The sequence below is a fragment of the Streptomyces sp. NTD91 genome (assembly GCF_059510455.1).
Map to the genome: position 1 here is coordinate 70,383 of NZ_JCAJZW010000009.1, position 18,017 is coordinate 88,399.

17 protein-coding genes are annotated in these 18,017 nt (G+C 70.1%); 15 read left to right on the forward strand and 2 right to left on the reverse strand.

The window, feature by feature from the left end; translation table 11 throughout:
* Window positions 1-8 precede the first annotated feature (8 nt).
* The 12 genes from AC5WRT_RS13045 to relA all read left to right on the forward strand — a co-directional run bounded on the left by AC5WRT_RS13045 (window position 9) and on the right by relA (window position 12,457).
* Entirely contained in the window at window positions 9-551 is a 543-nt protein-coding gene (locus AC5WRT_RS13045; RefSeq protein WP_496093375.1) for a hypothetical protein, read from the forward strand.
* Between the two features lie 125 nt (window positions 552-676).
* Entirely contained in the window at window positions 677-1,582 is a 906-nt protein-coding gene (gene pdxS, locus AC5WRT_RS13050; protein WP_393859929.1) for a pyridoxal 5'-phosphate synthase lyase subunit PdxS, read from the forward strand.
* Between the two features lie 24 nt (window positions 1,583-1,606).
* Entirely contained in the window at window positions 1,607-2,215 is a 609-nt protein-coding gene (gene pdxT, locus AC5WRT_RS13055; RefSeq protein ID WP_496093374.1) for a pyridoxal 5'-phosphate synthase glutaminase subunit PdxT, read from the forward strand.
* Window positions 2,216-2,264: 49 nt separating this feature from the next.
* Window positions 2,265-3,017, forward strand: a complete 753-nt coding sequence (locus tag AC5WRT_RS13060; RefSeq protein WP_496093373.1) for a YebC/PmpR family DNA-binding transcriptional regulator — start codon at window positions 2,265-2,267, stop codon at window positions 3,015-3,017.
* Between the two features lie 127 nt (window positions 3,018-3,144).
* Window positions 3,145-3,684, forward strand: a complete 540-nt coding sequence (gene ruvC, locus AC5WRT_RS13065; protein WP_496093372.1) for a crossover junction endodeoxyribonuclease RuvC — start codon at window positions 3,145-3,147, stop codon at window positions 3,682-3,684.
* Window positions 3,681-4,286 (forward strand): Holliday junction branch migration protein RuvA, encoded by a 606-nt coding sequence (gene ruvA / locus AC5WRT_RS13070; RefSeq protein WP_496093371.1) that lies wholly within the window; start codon window positions 3,681-3,683, stop codon window positions 4,284-4,286. The genes ruvC and ruvA overlap by 4 nt, the downstream gene beginning before the upstream one ends.
* Before the next feature lie 25 nt (window positions 4,287-4,311).
* Window positions 4,312-5,382 (forward strand): Holliday junction branch migration DNA helicase RuvB, encoded by a 1,071-nt coding sequence (ruvB, locus tag AC5WRT_RS13075; RefSeq protein ID WP_496093370.1) that lies wholly within the window; start codon window positions 4,312-4,314, stop codon window positions 5,380-5,382.
* A gap of 189 nt (window positions 5,383-5,571) precedes the next feature.
* Window positions 5,572-6,075: a preprotein translocase subunit YajC gene (gene yajC / locus AC5WRT_RS13080; RefSeq protein WP_496093369.1), complete on the forward strand. Its 504-nt coding sequence runs from the start codon at window positions 5,572-5,574 to the stop codon at window positions 6,073-6,075.
* Window positions 6,076-6,217: 142 nt separating this feature from the next.
* Window positions 6,218-7,996 carry a protein translocase subunit SecD gene (gene secD / locus AC5WRT_RS13085; protein ID WP_496093368.1) on the forward strand — a complete coding sequence of 593 codons (1,779 nt, stop codon included), beginning with the start codon at window positions 6,218-6,220 and terminating at the stop codon, window positions 7,994-7,996.
* 3 nt (window positions 7,997-7,999) lie between these two features.
* Complete coding sequence (gene secF / locus AC5WRT_RS13090) at window positions 8,000-9,103, forward strand: protein translocase subunit SecF (protein WP_496093367.1); 1,104 nt, start codon at window positions 8,000-8,002, stop codon at window positions 9,101-9,103.
* On the forward strand, window positions 9,100-9,639 hold the full coding sequence (locus AC5WRT_RS13095; RefSeq protein ID WP_496093366.1) for an adenine phosphoribosyltransferase: 540 nt from the start codon (window positions 9,100-9,102) through the stop codon (window positions 9,637-9,639). The genes secF and AC5WRT_RS13095 overlap by 4 nt, the downstream gene beginning before the upstream one ends.
* A gap of 283 nt (window positions 9,640-9,922) precedes the next feature.
* Window positions 9,923-12,457: a GTP pyrophosphokinase gene (relA, locus tag AC5WRT_RS13100; protein WP_496093365.1), complete on the forward strand. Its 2,535-nt coding sequence runs from the start codon at window positions 9,923-9,925 to the stop codon at window positions 12,455-12,457.
* A 63-nt stretch (window positions 12,458-12,520) separates the two neighbouring features.
* On the opposite strand, the gene AC5WRT_RS13105 is transcribed toward relA, so the two are convergent.
* Entirely contained in the window at window positions 12,521-13,750 is a 1,230-nt protein-coding gene (locus tag AC5WRT_RS13105) for a DUF349 domain-containing protein (protein ID WP_496093364.1), read from the reverse strand.
* Between the two features lie 142 nt (window positions 13,751-13,892).
* Window positions 13,893-14,726 (reverse strand): peptidylprolyl isomerase, encoded by an 834-nt coding sequence (locus AC5WRT_RS13110; RefSeq protein WP_496093363.1) that lies wholly within the window; start codon window positions 14,724-14,726, stop codon window positions 13,893-13,895.
* Window positions 14,727-14,906: 180 nt separating this feature from the next.
* On the opposite strand from AC5WRT_RS13110, the gene AC5WRT_RS13115 reads away from it, so the two are divergent.
* The 3 genes from AC5WRT_RS13115 (at window position 14,907) to AC5WRT_RS13125 (ending at window position 18,001) form a co-directional block, all read left to right on the forward strand.
* Window positions 14,907-15,620 carry an MBL fold metallo-hydrolase gene (locus AC5WRT_RS13115; protein WP_496093362.1) on the forward strand — a complete coding sequence of 238 codons (714 nt, stop codon included), beginning with the start codon at window positions 14,907-14,909 and terminating at the stop codon, window positions 15,618-15,620.
* Window positions 15,621-15,634: 14 nt separating this feature from the next.
* Window positions 15,635-16,897, forward strand: coding sequence for a histidine--tRNA ligase (hisS, locus tag AC5WRT_RS13120; protein ID WP_496093361.1), 1,263 nt, complete (start codon window positions 15,635-15,637; stop codon window positions 16,895-16,897).
* Window positions 16,898-17,344: 447 nt separating this feature from the next.
* The gene (locus AC5WRT_RS13125; protein WP_496093360.1) at window positions 17,345-18,001 is read left to right on the forward strand and encodes a vitamin K epoxide reductase family protein; all 657 of its coding nucleotides are present in this window, start codon (window positions 17,345-17,347) and stop codon (window positions 17,999-18,001) included.
* Window positions 18,002-18,017 lie beyond the last annotated feature (16 nt).

Sequence of the window (18,017 nt, forward strand, 5' to 3'; positions counted from 1 at the left end):
CTTCGGCCGTGACCGCAACCCTCATCTGGATCCTCGTCGTGCTCGTCGTGATCGGCGTGTACCTGAGCTGGACCGCCGGGCGGCTGGACCGGCTGCACGTGCGGATGGACGCCGCGCGGGCCGCGCTCGACGCGCAACTGCTGCGCCGGGCCTCCGTCGCACAGGAACTGGCCACCTCGGGCGTGCTGGACCCGGCCGCCTCGATCGTGCTGTACGAGGCCGCGCACGCGGCCCGGCAGGCCGAGGAGGAGCAGCGGGAGGTCGCCGAGAGCGAGCTGAGCCAGGCGTTGCGCGCGGTGTTCGGGGAGCCGGCCCAGGTGGAGGCCGTACGGGAGGCCCCAGGAGGCGAGGAGGCGGCCCGTGAGCTGGCGGAGGCCGTCCGCCGGGTCCCGATGGCCCGCCGCTTCCACAACGACGCCGTCGGGGCCGCGCGCAGGCTCCGCGAGCACCGCAAGGTGCGCTGGTTCCGGCTGGCCGGCCATGCCCCGTTCCCGCTGGCCTTCGAGATGGACGACGAGCCCCCCACGGCCCTCGTGGAGCGGGCCTCCTGAGAGCCCGGCGGTCCCTCCCGGTCCGAAAAGGATCCACCGGCTTGCCATTGGCCCTTGCTGTGGCCTGGTCCACTCCCGTTTCCTCTGAAGTGCAGAAACCCTCTTTCCCATCAGTGAGGTCACCCGTGTCCACCATCGAGAACCAGGCTCCCGAGACCGGCACCGCGCGCGTGAAGCGCGGCATGGCCGAGCAGCTCAAGGGCGGCGTGATCATGGACGTCGTCACGCCGGAGCAGGCCAAGATCGCCGAGGACGCGGGCGCCGTCGCCGTCATGGCCCTGGAGCGGGTCCCGGCCGACATCCGCAAGGACGGCGGCGTGGCCCGTATGTCCGACCCGGACATGATCGAGGGCATCATCGACGCCGTCTCGATCCCGGTCATGGCCAAGTCCCGCATCGGCCACTTCGTCGAGGCGCAGGTCCTGCAGTCCCTCGGTGTCGACTACATCGACGAGTCCGAGGTGCTCACCCCGGCCGACGAGGTCAACCACTCCGACAAGTGGGCCTTCACGACCCCGTTCGTGTGCGGCGCCACCAACCTGGGCGAGGCACTGCGCCGCATCGCCGAGGGCGCCGCGATGATCCGCTCCAAGGGCGAGGCCGGCACCGGCAACGTCGTGGAGGCCGTCCGCCACCTGCGCCAGATCAAGGGCGACATCGCCCGCCTGCGCGGTCTGGACAACCACGAGCTGTACGCCGCCGCCAAGGAACTGCGCGCCCCGTACGAGCTGGTCAAGGAGGTCGCCGAGCTGGGCAAGCTCCCGGTGGTCCTCTTCTCCGCCGGCGGCGTGGCCACCCCGGCCGACGCGGCCCTCATGCGCCAGCTCGGCGCCGAGGGCGTGTTCGTCGGCTCCGGCATCTTCAAGTCCGGAGACCCGGCCAAGCGCGCCGCCGCCATCGTGAAGGCCACCACCTTCTACGACGACCCGAAGATCATCGCGGACGCGTCCCGCAACCTCGGCGAGGCCATGGTCGGCATCAACTGCGACATCCTGCCCGAGTCCGAGCGCTACGCGAACCGCGGCTGGTAATCACCACCGAGGAACGACACATAGATGACTGACGCACCCGTCATAGGCGTCCTGGCCCTCCAGGGCGACGTACGGGAGCACCTCATCGCCCTGGCCGCGGCGGACGCCGTGGCCAGGCCGGTGCGGCGCTCCGAGGAACTCGCCGAGGTCGACGGCCTCGTCCTGCCCGGCGGCGAGTCCACCACCATCTCCAAGCTGGCCGTCCTGTTCGGCGTGATGGAGCCGCTCCGCGCGCGCGTACGCGACGGCATGCCCGTCTACGGCACCTGCGCCGGCATGATCATGCTCGCCGACAAGATCCTCGACCCGCGCTCGGGCCAGGAGACCATCGGCGGCATCGACATGATCGTGCGCCGCAACGCCTTCGGCCGCCAGAACGAGTCCTTCGAGGCCGCACTCGACGTGAAGGGCATCCCGGGCGATCCTGTGGAGGGCGTCTTCATCCGCGCTCCCTGGGTGGAGTCCGTGGGCGCCGGCGCCGAGGTGCTCGCCGAGCACGACGGGCACATCGTCGCGGTCCGCCAGGGCAACGCGCTCGCCACGTCGTTCCACCCGGAGCTGACCGGCGACCACCGCGTGCACTCGCTCTTCGTCGACATGGTGCGCGCCGACCGGACACCGGAGTCCTTGTAGGATCTCTGGAGTTCGTTGCAGAGATGGGTTACGCGAAGGAGACAGGCAGATGTCCGGCCACTCTAAATGGGCTACGACGAAGCACAAGAAGGCCGTGATCGACGCCAAGCGCGGCAAGCTCTTCGCGAAGCTGATCAAGAACATCGAGGTCGCGGCGCGCATGGGCGGCGTCGACCTCGAAGGCAACCCCACCCTCTACGACGCCGTCCAGAAGGCCAAGAAGCAGTCGGTCCCGAACAAGAACATCGACTCCGCGATCAAGCGCGGCGGTGGTCTGGAGGCCGGTGGCGCCGACTACGAGACGATCATGTACGAGGGCTACGGTCCGAACGGTGTCGCGGTGCTCATCGAGTGCCTGACCGACAACCGCAACCGCGCCGCCTCCGACGTGCGCGTCGCCATGACCCGCAACGGCGGCAGCATGGCCGACCCGGGCTCGGTGTCGTACATGTTCAGCCGCAAGGGCGTCGTCATCGTCCCCAAGGGCGAGCTGGCCGAGGACGACGTCCTGGCCGCCGTCCTGGACGCGGGTGCCGAGGAGGTCAACGACCTCGGCGAGACCTTCGAGGTCATCAGCGAGGCCACCGACCTGGTCGCGGTCCGCACCGCCCTCCAGGACGCCGGGATCGACTACGACTCCGCCGACTCCAGCTTCGTGCCGTCCGTTCAGGTCGAACTGGACGAGGAGGGTGCCAAGAAGATCTTCAAGCTGATCGACGCGCTCGAGGACAGTGACGACGTGCAGAACGTCTTCGCCAACTTCGACGTGAGCGACGAGATCATGGAGAAGGTCGACGCGTAGCACGCACGGCTTCCGACGGGCCGACGGGACACACCCCCGTCGGCCCGTCCCTTTGTCAGTGCCACCCGATAGCCTGCACGAACAGACGATCGGCAGGGGATCGGCAGGCGATCGGAGGGAGGGGCGCGTGCGCGTACTGGGGGTGGACCCCGGACTGACCCGGTGCGGGGTCGGCGTCGTCGAAGGAGTCGCCGGCCGCCCGCTCACCATGCTCGGCGTCGGCGTCGTCCGCACACCCGCGGACGCCGACCTCGGCCACCGCCTCCTCGCCGTCGAGCACGGCATCGAGCAGTGGCTGGAGGAGCACCGCCCCGAGTGCGTCGCCGTCGAGCGCGTCTTCAGCCAGCACAACGTGCGCACGGTGATGGGCACCGCCCAGGCCAGCGCCGTCGCCATGCTGTGCGCCGCCCGCCGCGGCATCCCCGTCGCATTGCACACCCCCAGCGAGGTCAAGGCCGCCGTCACCGGCTCGGGACGCGCCGACAAGACGCAGATCGGCGCCATGGTCACCCGTCTGCTCCGGCTCTCCGCACCGCCGAAGCCCGCCGATGCCGCCGACGCCCTCGCGCTCGCCATCTGCCACATCTGGCGCGCCCCCGCCCAGAACCGGCTCCAGCAGGCGGTCGCCCGCCACACAGTCCACGCAACGAAAGGCCGTACGGCATGATCGCTTTCGTCAGCGGCACGGTCGCCGCGCTCGCCCCCGACGCTGCGGTCGTCGAGGTCGGCGGCGTCGGCATTGCCGTCCAGTGCACGCCGAACACGCTGTCCACGCTCCGCGTCGGCCACAGTGCGAAGCTGCACACGTCGCTCGTCGTCCGCGAGGACTCGCTGACCCTGTACGGCTTCGCGGACGACGACGAACGCCAGGTCTTCGAGCTGCTGCAGACCGCGAGCGGCGTCGGCCCGCGCCTCGCCCAGGCCATGCTCGCCGTGCACACCCCGGACGCGCTGCGCCGCGCCGTCGCCACCGGTGACGAGAAGGTCCTCACCGCCGTCCCCGGCATCGGCAAGAAGGGCGCGCAGAAGCTGCTGCTCGAGCTGCGGGACCGGCTCGGCGAACCCGTCGGCGCCCCCGCGGTCGGCGCCCCGGTCACCGAGGGCTGGCGCGACCAGCTGCACGCGGCCCTCATCGGTCTCGGCTACGCCACCCGCGAGGCCGACGAGGCCGTCGCCGCCGTGGCCCCCCGGGCCGAGGCCGCCGGCGGCACCCCGCAGGTCGGCGTGCTGCTGAGAGCCGCGCTGCAGACCCTGAACCGCGCCCGCTGACGCCGAGCCGAAGGCACACTCACACATGAACTGGGACGACACGACCGACACCCCCGCCCCCGAGCGGCTGGTGGGCTCTGTCGCCGACCGGGAGGACCAGGCCGTCGAGGCCGCACTGCGCCCGAAGGACCTCGGCGAGTTCATCGGCCAGGAGAAGGTCCGCGAGCAGCTCGACCTCGTGCTGCGGGCCGCACGCGCGCGGGGCGCCACCGCCGACCACGTCCTGCTCTCCGGCTCCCCCGGCCTGGGCAAGACGACACTGTCGATGATCATCGCCGCCGAGATGGGCGCTCCCATCCGCATCACCTCCGGGCCCGCCATCCAGCACGCCGGCGACCTCGCCGCGATCCTCTCCTCGCTCCAGGAGGGCGAGGTCCTCTTCCTCGACGAGATCCACCGGATGTCCCGGCCGGCCGAGGAGATGCTGTACATGGCGATGGAGGACTTCCGCGTCGACGTCATCGTCGGCAAGGGTCCCGGGGCCACCGCCATCCCCCTCGAACTGCCCCCTTTCACCCTGGTCGGCGCCACCACGCGCGCGGGCCTGCTGCCGCCCCCGCTGCGCGACCGTTTCGGCTTCACCGCGCACATGGAGTTCTACGAGCCGCACGAGCTGGAGCGGGTGGTGCACCGCTCGGCGAACCTGCTGGACGTCGAGATCGAACCGGACGGCGCCGCCGAGATCGCCGGCCGCTCCCGGGGCACACCCCGCATCGCCAACCGCCTGCTGCGCCGCGTCCGCGACTACGCGCAGGTCAAGGCGGACGGGCTGATCACCCGCGAGATCGCCGCGGCGGCCCTCGCCGTGTACGAGGTCGACGCGCGCGGCCTCGACCGGCTCGACCGCGCTGTCCTGGAGGCCCTGCTGAAACTGTTCGGCGGCGGCCCCGTCGGCCTGTCCACGCTCGCCGTGGCGGTGGGGGAGGAGCGGGAGACCGTCGAGGAGGTCGCCGAGCCCTTCCTCGTCCGGGAGGGACTGCTCGCCCGCACCCCGCGCGGCCGGGTCGCCACGCCCGCCGCGTGGGCGCACCTCGGCCTCACCCCGCCGCGCTCGGCGACCGGGGGAAACGGACAACAGGACCTGTTCGGGAGCTGACCGCGCGATGATGGATACGGGACGGCGGAGACATTGGCCCGAGCAGGAACTCAGGTGCCATGCTGAGCGTTGTTCCATGCGCGTGGACTCGCTTAGACTCCGCCGATGCCGCCCTTGCGGGCGGCGCCGACCCACACCCCCATCAACAGGCCGCTCTCCGTCGCGGTCGCGCGAAGGAAACCCCGTCCCGTGAATGCCTTTACCCTTCTCCCCTTCATCGTGCTCATCGCGGCCATGTTCCTCATGACGCGCTCGGCCAAGAAGAAGCAGCAGCAGGCCGCCCAGATGCGCAACGAGATGCAGCCCGGCTCCGGTGTCCGCACGATCGGGGGTATCTACGCGACGGTCAAGGAGGTCAACGAGGAAACCGTCCTCCTCGACGCCGGCCCCGGCGTCGAGCTCCTCTTCGCCAAGAACGCGATCGGCGCCGTCCTCAGCGACGACGAGTACAACCGCATCGTCCACGGCATCGAGCACGACCTGAAGTCCGACGCCGACATCGTCCCGGACGACGCCTCCTCCCTCACCGAGACCGCCGACTCCGACTCGCCCGCTGCCGCCGCCTCCGACGACAAGGCCGTCGACCTCGGTAAGAAGGAAGCCGACGAGGGCGGCACCGACGCGGCCGAGGCCGCCGAGGACAAGGCGGAGGACGCTCCGAAGAAGACCGACGGCGACTCCGACGCGAAGTAGTCACGCCCCGGTGGTGCGCTGCGCGGCATGATCCGCCCCGCGGACCACCGGGCGTCTGTTTCCCGCCCGGAACAGCCCCGACACCATGTCATGGCCGCCCGCGCCCACCCGCGCGGAGCGGCCCGAGAGGGAGTACGAGAAGGTGGCAGCACCCAAGAGGGGCCGGAGCGCGAGCGCCCAGAGCAAGCCAGGGCGCTCGCTGGCCCTCATCCTGATCGCCATCGTGGCGCTCACCGGAGGCATGTTCCTCTCCGGCAACACCACTCCGCGTCTCGGCATCGACCTCGCCGGTGGTACGAGCATCACACTCAAGGCGAAGGCCGACCAGGGGTCCGCGATCAACAAGGCCAACATGGACACCGCGGTCGACATCATGAACCGCCGTGTCAACGGCCTCGGCGTCTCCGAGGCGGAGGTGCAGACCCAGGGGACCGACAACATCATCGTCAACATCCCCAAGGGCACCAACTCCAAGGAAGCCCAGCAGCAGGTCGGCACCACCGCCAAGCTGTACTTCCGCCCGGTCCTCGCCAGCGAGCCCAGCGGCGGCGCCGCGCAGAGCCCCTCACCGAGCACCTCCCCGAGCGGCAGCGCCAAGCCGAGCCCGAGCCCCTCCGCCTCCTCCACCGCCAAGGAGAAGGCGTCCTCGTCCTCCACCGCGTCCCCCACGGCGTCGGCGACCTCCCAGGGCCGCGCCGTCACCGACGCGCTGAAGGCCGGCTCCACCCCGTCGCCGAGCACGTCCGCCTCGGGCAGCCCCAAGCCGACGGCCACCCCCTCGGCCTCCTCCAGCGCCGGTTCCGCCGCCGACAAGCTCCAGGCCCAGTACGCCGCCCTGGACTGCTCCAAGCCCGCCGAGCGGGCCAAGGTCGGTGGCGCCGCCAAGCCCGCCGAGCCCACGGTCGCCTGTGGCCAGATCCGGGGCGCCTGGTACAAGTACGTCCTCGGCCCGGCCGCCGTCGACGGCACGGAGGTGAAGAAGGCCCAGGCCGTCTTCGACACCCAGGGTGCCTCCGGCTGGCAGGTCCAGATGACCTTCAGCTCCAGCGGCGCCAAGAAGTTCGCGGACATCACCGGCCGGCTGGCGAAGAACCAGTCCCCGCAGAACGAGTTCGGCATCGTCCTCGACGGCGAGGTCGTCTCCAGCCCGTACGTCAGCCAGGCCATCACCGGCGGCCAGGCGGAGATCTCCGGCAGCTTCACCCAGCAGGACGCCCAGAGCCTCGCCAACATGCTGTCGTACGGTGCTCTGCCGCTGTCCTTCCAGGAGCAGTCCGTCACCACCGTCACCGCCGCGCTCGGCGGTGAGCAGCTGCACGCCGGTCTGCTCGCCGGCGCGATCGGCCTCGCCCTGGTCGTGATCTACCTGGTCGCCTACTACCGCGGTCTGTCGCTCGTCGCGATGGCCTCGCTGGTGGTCTCCGCGATCCTCACCTACGTGATCATGTCGCTGCTCGGCCCGGCCATCGGCTTCGCGCTGAACCTCCCGGCCGTCTGCGGCGCCATCGTCGCCATCGGTATCACCGCGGACTCGTTCATCGTGTACTTCGAACGCATCCGGGACGAGATCCGCGAGGGCCGCTCGCTGCGCCCCGCCGTCGAGCGGGCGTGGCCCCGCGCCCGGCGCACCGTCCTCGTCTCCGACTTCGTGTCGTTCCTCGCCGCGGCCGTCCTGTTCATCGTGACCGTCGGCAAGGTCCAGGGCTTCGCGTTCACCCTCGGCCTGACCACCCTGCTCGACGTCGTCGTCGTCTTCCTGTTCACCAAGCCGCTGATGACCCTCCTCGCCCGCCGCAAGTTCTTCGCGGGCGGTCACAAGTGGTCCGGTCTCGACCCGAAGAGCCTGGGTGCCAAGCCGCCGTTGCGCCGCACCCGCCGTCCCGCCGGCCCCGCCGGCTCTGTCGACCCGAAGGAGGCCTGAGCGATGTCGAAACTCGGCAACCTCGGCGCTCGACTGCACCGCGGCGAGATCTCGTACGACTTCGTCGGCAAGCGCAAGATCTGGTACGGCGTCTCCATCCTGATCACCATCACGGCCATCGTCGGCCTGGCGGTGCGCGGCCTGAACATGGGCATCGAGTTCAAGGGCGGCGCGGTCTTCACCACGCCGACCCACATGAGCACCTCGGTGACCCAGGCGGAGACCTACGCCAAGGACGCCTCAGGGCATGAGGCGATCGTGCAGAAGCTCGGCAACGGCAGTCTGCGCATCCAGATCGCCGGCATCGACACCGGCCAGTCCGACAGGATCAAGCAGGAGCTGGCCAAGGACCTGAAGCTCGACCCCGAGAAGCTCGCCGCCGACCTGGTCGGCCCGAGCTGGGGACAGCAGATCGCCAACAAGGCCTGGGAGGGCCTGGGCATCTTCATGGTGCTCGTGGTGATCTATCTGGCCATCGCCTTCGAGTGGCGGATGGCCATCGCGGCCCTGGTCGCGCTGATCCACGACATCACCATCACCACCGGCATCTACGCCCTCGTCGGCTTCGAGGTCACGCCGGGCACGGTCATCGGTCTGCTGACGATCCTCGGTTACTCGCTCTACGACACGGTCGTCGTCTTCGACAGCCTCAAGGAGCAGACGAAGGACATCACCAAGCAGACCCGCTTCACCTACAGCGACATCGCCAACCAGTCGATCAACGGCACGCTGGTCCGTTCCATCAACACCACGGTCGTCGCGCTGCTGCCGGTCGCGGGCCTGCTGTTCATCGGCGGCGGCTTCCTCGGCGCCGGCACGCTGAACGACATCTCGCTGTCGCTGTTCGTCGGCCTCGCCGCCGGTGCCTATTCGTCGATCTTCATCGCCACGCCGCTCGTCGCCGACCTCAAGGAGCGCGAGCCTGCGATGAAGGCCCTCACCAAGCGGGTCATGGCCAAGCGCGCTCAGGCCGCCGCGGAGGAGGACCTCACCGCCGGCCGCGCCGCCGACGACTCCGAGGACGCGGCCCCCGCCGTCGTGGGGCCCCGCAACCAGCCCGCGTCCCGCACCCGGGGCCGCGGCCGACCCTCGGGGAAGCGCCGATGACGGAGATGGGGGACCTGCTGCTGAGCCGTATCCGGGACGTCGCCGACTACCCGGAGCCGGGCGTGATGTTCAAGGACATCACCCCGCTCCTCGCCGATCCGGCCGCGTTCACGGCGCTCACCGACGCGCTGGCCGAGATCGCCGCGAACACCGGTGCGACCAAGGTCGTCGGCCTGGAGGCCCGGGGCTTCATCCTGGGCGCCCCGGTCGCCGTCCGCGCGGGCCTCGGGTTCATCCCGGTCCGCAAGGCGGGCAAGCTGCCCGGAGCGACCCTGCGCCAGGCGTACGACCTGGAGTACGGCTCGGCGGAGATCGAGGTGCACGCCGAGGACCTCTCGTCCGGCGACCGTGTCCTGATCGTGGACGACGTCCTCGCGACGGGCGGTACGGCCGAGGCCGCGATCCAGCTGATCCAGCGCGCCGGCGCCGAGGTCTGCGGGCTGGCCGTGCTCATGGAGCTGGGCTTTTTGGGCGGCCGGGTCCGCCTGGAGCCGGCCCTGGCCGGGGCCCAGCTGGAGGCGCTGCTCCAGGTCTGAGTGGACACCACCCGAGCGGCCCGGGCCTCGTCCCGGGCCGCTTCGCGTTTTCGGCCCGCACCCGCCGACGGCGAAGAGGCCTCGCGAGGGCCACCGGCGAGACACCCTCCGCACGGCCTCCGGATCATCCGGATTCCACCTCCCGGAATCCCGCGGAAGCCTCTCGCGTTTCAGAGGTGGACGGTCCTCACTTCCGGCTGAAGGGGATGACCAGCCGCAGGATCGCTACCATGGGGTCTCCGGAGCCTGACCGGGGGACCCGGATCGCGCACGAGGAGTCCTCTTGCCAGACGAGGCCCAGCACCTGACCGCCGCAAAGCCCGAGTCCGCCTCGGCCGCGGCGAAGCCCGCGCCGTATGCGTCCAACGCGAAGAACGACACCCGCGGGCCGATCGAGCACGCCCAGTCCGCGCCCGTCGAGAAGGCAGCCGAGGCCTCGCGTCCCAAGCCGGCCCCGCCCGAGCGCCCGGCACAGCCGCCCGTGGTGCGCCAGCCGGCGGCGCAGCCCGCCCGCACCGGCTCCTCCAATCGTGTCCGTGCCCGCCTGGCTCGTCTCGGCGTGCAGCGCGCGAACCCCTACAACCCGGTTCTCGAGCCGCTGCTGCGGATAGTGCGCAGCAACGACCCGAAGATCGAGAACTCCACCCTGCGCCAGATCGAGCGCGCCTACCAGGTCGCCGAGCGCTGGCACCGCGGCCAGAAGCGCAAGAGCGGCGATCCCTACATCACGCATCCGCTCGCCGTCACGACCATCCTCGCCGAGCTGGGCATGGATCCGGCCACCCTGATGGCGGGCCTGCTGCACGACACGGTCGAGGACACCGAGTACGGCCTCGACCAGTTGCGCCGCGACTTCGGCGACACCGTCGCCCTGCTCGTCGACGGCGTCACCAAGCTGGACAAGGTCAAGTTCGGCGAGGCCGCGCAGGCCGAGACCGTGCGCAAGATGGTCGTCGCCATGGCCAAGGACCCGCGCGTCCTGGTGATCAAGCTCGCCGACCGCCTGCACAACATGCGCACCATGCGCTACCTGAAGCGCGAGAAGCAGGAGAAGAAGGCGCGCGAGACCCTCGAGATCTACGCGCCGCTCGCCCACCGCCTCGGGATGAACACCATCAAGTGGGAGCTGGAGGACCTCGCCTTCGCGATCCTCTACCCCAAGATGTACGACGAGATCGTACGGCTGGTGGCCGAAAGGGCGCCGAAGCGCGACGAGTACCTGGCCATAGTGACCGACGAGGTGCAGGCCGACCTGCGCGCCGCCCGCATCAAGGCGACCGTCACGGGGCGCCCTAAGCACTACTACAGCGTCTACCAGAAGATGATCGTCCGCGGCCGTGACTTCGCGGAGATCTACGACCTCGTGGGCATTCGTGTCCTGGTCGACACGGTCCGCGACTGCTACGCCGCCCTCGGCACCGTGCACGCGCGATGGAACCCGGTCCCCGGCCGGTTCAAGGACTACATCGCGATGCCCAAGTTCAACATGTACCAGTCGCTGCACACCACGGTCATAGGGCCCAACGGCAAGCCGGTCGAGCTGCAGATCCGCACCTTCGACATGCACCGCCGCGCCGAGTACGGCATCGCCGCGCACTGGAAGTACAAGCAGGAGGCCGTCGCCGGCGCCTCCAAGGTCCGCACGGACGCGCCCAGGACGTCCGCGAAGGACAAGGACGCCATCAACGACATGGCGTGGCTGCGGCAGCTGCTGGACTGGCAGAAGGAGACCGAGGACCCGGGGGAGTTCCTGGAGTCCCTGCGCTTCGACCTGTCCCGCAACGAGGTCTTCGTCTTCACCCCCAAGGGCGACGTCATCGCGCTGCCCGCGGGCGCCACACCCGTCGACTTCGCGTACGCCGTCCACACCGAGGTCGGTCACCGCACCATAGGAGCGCGGGTCAACGGCAGGCTCGTGCCGCTCGAATCCACCCTGGACAACGGCGACTTGGTGGAGGTCTTCACCTCGAAGGCGCCCGGCGCCGGGCCGTCCCGCGACTGGCTGGGCTTCGTCAAGTCGCCCCGGGCGCGCAACAAGATCCGCGCCTGGTTCTCCAAGGAACGCCGGGACGAGGCGATCGAGCAGGGCAAGGACGCGATCGTACGGGCGATGCGCAAGCAGAACCTGCCGATCCAGCGCATCCTCACCGGTGACTCCCTCGTCACGCTCGCGCACGAGATGCGGTACTCGGACATCTCCGCCCTGTACGCGGCGATCGGCGAGGGCCATGTCTCCGCGCAGAACATCGTGCAGAAGCTCGTGCAGGCCCTCGGCGGCGAGGAGGCGGCCACCGAGGAGATCGACGAGACCGTCCCGCCGTCCCGCAGCCGGGGCCGCAAGCGGCGCTCCAGCGCCGACCCGGGTGTCGTGGTCAAGGGCGTCGAGGACGTGTGGGTCAAGCTGGCCCGCTGCTGCACCCCGGTCCCGGGCGACCCGATCATCGGATTCGTCACGCGCGGCAGCGGCGTATCGGTTCACCGCAGCGACTGCGTGAACGTCGAGTCGCTCTCCCGTGAGCCGGAGCGCATCCTCGACGTCGAGTGGGCGCCCACCCAGTCCTCGGTCTTCCTGGTCGCCATCCAGGTCGAGGCGCTGGACCGCTCCCGGCTGCTGTCGGACGTCACCCGCGTGCTGTCCGACCAGCACGTCAACATCCTCTCCGCGGCCGTCCAGACCTCCCGCGACCGGGTGGCCACCTCGCGCTTCACCTTCGAGATGGGCGACCCCAAGCACCTCGGGCACGTCCTGAAGGCCGTACGAGGCGTCGAGGGTGTGTACGACGTGTACCGCGTGACCTCGGGACGCGCCAGGTCCTGACAGAGCACATGCGAGAGGGCCCCGTACGCGCGCACGGGGCCCTCTCGCACGGGTCGCGGGGTGTCAGCCGCCGAACTCCTGCAGGCCCTTCAGAGCCTGGTCCAGCAGCGCCTGGCGGCCCTCCAGCTCACGCTCCAGCTTCTCGGCCTTGGCGTTGTTGCCCTGGGCACGCGCCTGCTCGATCTGTGCCCTCAGCTTGTCGACGGCGGCCTGCAGCTGACCGGTCAGACCCTCGGCACGCGCGCGCGCCTCCGGGTTCGTGCGGCGCCACTCGGCCTCCTCGGCCTCCTGGATCGCCCGCTCGACCGCGTGCATCCGGCCCTCGACCTTGGGACGCGCGTCGCGGGGCACATGGCCGATGGCCTCCCAGCGCTCGTTGATCGAGCGGAAGGCGGCCCGCGCGGCCTTCAGGTCGCCGACCGGCAGAAGCTTCTCGGCCTCCTCGGCCAGCTCCTCCTTCAGCTTCAGGTTCTCGGCCTGCTCCGCGTCCCGCTCGGCGAACACCGAGCCGCGGGCCGCGAAGAACACGTCCTGGGCGCCGCGGAAGCGGTTCCACAGGTCGTCCTCGTGCTCGCGCTGGGCGCGGCCGGCGGCCTTCCACTGCGTCATCAGCTCGCGGTAGCGGGCCGCCGTCGGGCCCCAGTCCGTCGAACCGGACAGCGTCTCGGCCTCCGCGACCAGCCTCTCCTTCGTCCGGCGGGCCTCCTCGCGCTGCGCGTCGAGCTGCGCGAAGTGCGCCTTGCGCCGCTTGGAGAAAGCCGACCGGGCGTGCGAGAAACGGTGCCAGAGCTCGTCGTCGGACTTGCGGTCCAGACGTGGCAGCCCCTTCCAGGTGTCCACCAACGCCCGCAGCCGCTCACCGGCGGCCCGCCACTGGTCGGACTGCGCCAGCTGCTCGGCCTCGGCGACCAGGTCCTCCTTGGCCTTGCGGGCCTCGTCGGACTGCCTGGCCCGCTGCGCCTTGCGCTCCTCGCGGCGCGCCTCGACGGTCTCCACCAGCTTGTCCAGCCGGCCCCGCAGCGCGTCCAGGTCGCCGACCGCGTGGTGCGCCTCCACCTGCTCGCGCAGGTGGTCGATCGCGGCCATGGCGTCCTTCGACGACAGGTCGGTGGTCCGCACCCGCTTCTCGAGGAGGCCGATCTCGACAACCAGGCCCTCGTACTTGCGCTCGAAGTAGGCCAGCGCCTCCTCAGGGGAGCCGGCCGCCCAGGATCCGACGACCTTCTCGCCGTCGGCCGTACGCACGTACACGGTCCCCGTCTCGTCGACGCGGCCCCACGGGTCGCTGCTCACAGCGCCTCCTCCACATGATGCCTGCGGGGGCCTCAGCGCCCGGGGCATCGTCCACAGTTTCGTCACGGCCAACATAGGCGACCAGCGGGTTGCCTGTCCGCATCCAGCGCGACCGAAATTCCGCAGTTGGCCGTCATCGCCGTCAGGACTTCGTCACCGTCGCCTTGTTGATCACCACGGTCGCGTTGGGAGCGGTGTTGCCCGAGGTCGGATCGGCTGGTTGGGCACCGGCGGCGGCGATCTTCTGCAGCACCTTCATGCCGGCCGCGGACACCGTGCCGAACGGCGTGTAGCTGGGCGGCAGCGGGCTGTTCTTGTAGACCAGGAAGAACTGGCTGCCGCCGGTGTGCTTCTGGCCGGTGTTGGCCATCGCCACCGTGCCCGCCGGGTAGGTGTTGCCCTTCAGGCTCTTGTCCTTCAGGTTCTCGTCCGGGAGCGTGTAGCCGGGACCGCCCATGCCCGTGCCCTGAGGGTCGCCGCACTGCAGCACGAAGATCCCGTCGGTGGTCAGGCGGTGGCACTTGGTGTGGTCGAAGAAGCCCTGGCCCGCGAGGAAGTTGAACGAGTTCACCGTGTGCGGGGCCGCCGCCGTCTTCAGCGCGATGTCGATGTCACCGCATGTCGTGGCCAGCTTCATCGTGTACTTCGCCGACGTGTCGATCGTCATCGCCGGCTCCTTCTTCCAGCTCAGCTTCTTCGCCGAGCCGGCCGCCGGCTTCGCGCACGGGTCCGGGGCCTTGCTAGTCGGCGAGGCGCTGGGCTTGACGTCCGCGGCGGTGTCGGTCTTCTTGCCGTCACCGCCCTTGAGCACATCGGTCGTGTACAGCACGACACTCCCGATGACGATGACGCCCAGTACCGACGCGATCACGGAGTTGCGCACGCGGGCGTTGCGGCGCGCCTGGGTGCGCCGCTGCTGCTGCCGCAAGAACTTTTCCCGGGCGAGCTGACGCCGCCGCTGCTCCTGGCTGACCACCGGGTTCTCTCCTCATGGGTGTCGATGCGTGTCGTGTGCCGACCGGTACGCGTGCGTGCTCGTGAGCCGACCGCTGTATGTAGCCCCGTACCGTATATGGGTTCGCTGAGGAAACGGCAGCGCCGGTAGGCTCTGGGCCACAGCTTGTGGTCACCCGTATCGACACAACGAAGGACGATCGTGCTCATTGCCGGGTTCCCCGCCGGGGCCTGGGGGACGAACTGTTACCTCGTCGCCCCCGCCGCCGGTGAGGAGTGCGTGATCATCGACCCCGGCCACCAGGCCGCCGAAGGCGTCGGGGAAGCGCTGAAGAAGCATCGGCTCAAGCCCGTCGCCGTCGTCCTCACCCACGGGCACATCGATCACGTGGCCTCGGTCGTCCCGGTCTGCGGCGCGCACGACGTGCCCGCCTGGATCCACCCCGAGGACCGCTACATGATGAGCGACCCCGAGAAGGCGCTCGGCCGGTCCATCGGCATGCCGCTGATGGGCGAGCTGACCGTGGGGGAGCCGGACGACGTCCGCGAACTGGCGAACGGCACCACCCTCGAACTGGCGGGACTGGAGTTCTCCGTCGCGCACGCGCCGGGCCATACCAAGGGGTCGGTGACCTTCCGGATGCCCGAGACCGCCGACGTCCCGTCGGTGTTCTTCTCCGGGGATCTGCTGTTCGCCGGCTCCATCGGACGCACCGATCTGCCGGGCGGCTCCATGGAGGACATGCTCGAGTCGCTGGCCCGCGTGTGCCTGCCGCTCGACGACTCCACCGTGGTGCTGTCCGGCCACGGCCCCCAGACGACCATCGGCCAGGAGCGCGCCACCAACCCCTATCTGCGGCAGGTGGCGTCCGGCCAGGGCGCGGACGTGAGCACCGCTCCCCGACGAGGAACGTGACGAGAGAGCCTTTCGTGAGTACCTTCCAGGCCCCCAAGGGCACCTATGACCTGATCCCGCCCGTGTCGGCCACGTACCTGGCAGTGCGCGAGGCGATCGCCGCCCCGCTGCGCAACTCCGGCTACGGCTACATCGAGACGCCCGGCTTCGAGAACGTCGAGTTGTTCGCGCGCGGGGTCGGCGAGTCCACGGACATCGTGACCAAGGAGATGTACGCCTTCGAGACCAAGGGCGGCGACAGGCTCGCCCTGCGCCCCGAGGGCACCGCCTCGGTGCTGCGCGCCGCCCTGGAGGCCAACCTGCACAAGGCGGGCAACCTCCCGGTGAAGCTGTGGTATTCGGGTTCCTACTACCGCTACGAGAAGCCCCAGAAGGGCCGCTACCGGCACTTCTCCCAGGTCGGCGCCGAGGCGATCGGCGCCGAGGACCCGGCCCTGGACGCCGAGCTGATCATCCTCGCCGACCAGGCGTACCGCTCGCTGGGCCTGCGCGAGTTCCGGATTCTGCTGAACAGCCTGGGCGACAAGGAGTGCCGCCCGGTGTACCGGACCGCACTGCAGGACTTCCTGCGCGGCCTGGACCTGGACGAGGACACCCGGCGCCGCGTCGACATCAACCCGCTGCGGGTGCTGGACGACAAGCGCGAGTCGGTGCAGAAGCAGCTCACCGGCGCCCCGCTGCTGCGCGACTACCTGTGCGACGCCTGCAAGGCGTACCACGAGGAGGTCCGCGAACTGATCACCGCGGCGGGCGTGTCCTTCGAGGACGACCCGAAGCTGGTGCGGGGCCTGGACTACTACACCCGCACCACCTTCGAGTTCGTGCACGACGGCCTGGGCTCACAGTCCGCGGTGGGCGGCGGCGGCCGCTACGACGGCCTGTCCGAGATGATCGGGGGCCCCGCGCTGCCGTCGGTCGGCTGGGCCCTCGGCGTCGACCGCACGGTCCTCGCCCTGGAGGCGGAGGGCGTGGAACTGGACCTCCCGTCCCCCACGTCGGTCTACGCGGTCCCGCTCGGCGAGGAGGCCCGCCGCGTGCTGTTCGCCAAGGTCACCGAGCTGCGGAAGGTCGGCATCGCGGCCGACTTCAGTTACGGCGGCAAGGGCCTGAAGGGCGCCATGAAGAACGCCAACCGCAGCGGTGCCCGGTACACGATCGTGGCGGGCGAGCGCGACCTCGCCGAGGGCGTCGTCCAGCTCAAGGACATGGACTCCGGCGAGCAGACGGCGATCGGTGTGAACGAGATCGTGGCGGAACTGGAGTCCCGGCTCGGCTAGCCGAGCGGTCGGGGCGGGCGCCGGGGACCCGGCGCCCGCCGGCCGTCGTTCGTGCTGCCTCGTCGACCGTCAACTCCCCGGACCGCGATTCGCCCTGCCGGACGATTCCCGCACCGGACCCCCCACGCGCGTGTGGCCGTCGCGCTGTGCGCGCCGAGGACGGACACGAACTCCGCCGTGGTGGTCTTGCCGGTTTCGGCGTGAGCAGGCCGAACGCCGCACCGCGCCGGATGCCGGCAGCCGTCCCGCCCGCCGCGGTGACGTCCCGTACACCCGCCACGAGTCGCTCATGTGTGCCGGCATGCCGTCGATCAGCGGCCGGAACCGAACGCTCCGTGGCCACGGTGCGTACGTCCTTATGTCGTCCGAACGGTGCACACACCCGTGCGTGCGGCAGAATGAGCCCTGCCCGAAGATGGTCCACTCGCAAGTGACGGAATCGGCGTGATGAGCAAGACGACAGTCAACGAGGTCTCCACGGAGTCGGGTCCCGAGCGTGCCGCCGACGGCCCGCGCACGGTGGGCGGCAGCCGCGCCTTCGCCCTGCTGCTCGTGATCACCGGCGCGGCCGGACTGCTGGCCGCCTGGGTCATCACGCTCGACAAGAACAAGATCCTCGAGGCGAAGCTCGCCGGGAAGACGTTCACGCCGGGGTGCAGCGTCAACCCGATCGTGTCCTGCGGCAGCGTCATGGAGAGCAAGCAGGCGGCGGTCTTCGGCTTCCCGAACCCCTGGCTCGGCCTCGTCTGCTACGGCATCGTCATCTGCGTCGGTATGAGTCTGCTGGGCCGCGCCCGGTTCCCGCGCTGGTACTGGCTGACCTTCAATTTCGGCACGCTCTTCGGTGTCTGCTTCGTCACCTGGCTGCAGTTCCAGTCCCTGTACCGGATCAACGCGCTGTGCCTGTGGTGCTCGCTGGCCTGGGTCGCCACGATCACCATGTTCTGGTACGTGACCTCCTTCAACGTCCGGAACGACTTCCTGCCGGCCCCGCGCTGGCTGAAGTCGTTCTTCGGCGAGTTCACCTGGGTGGTGCCGGTCACGCACTGCGGCATCATCGCCATGCTGATTCTGACCCGGTGGGGCAGCCAGCTCTGGGCCTGACCGGGCCGCGCGGCGT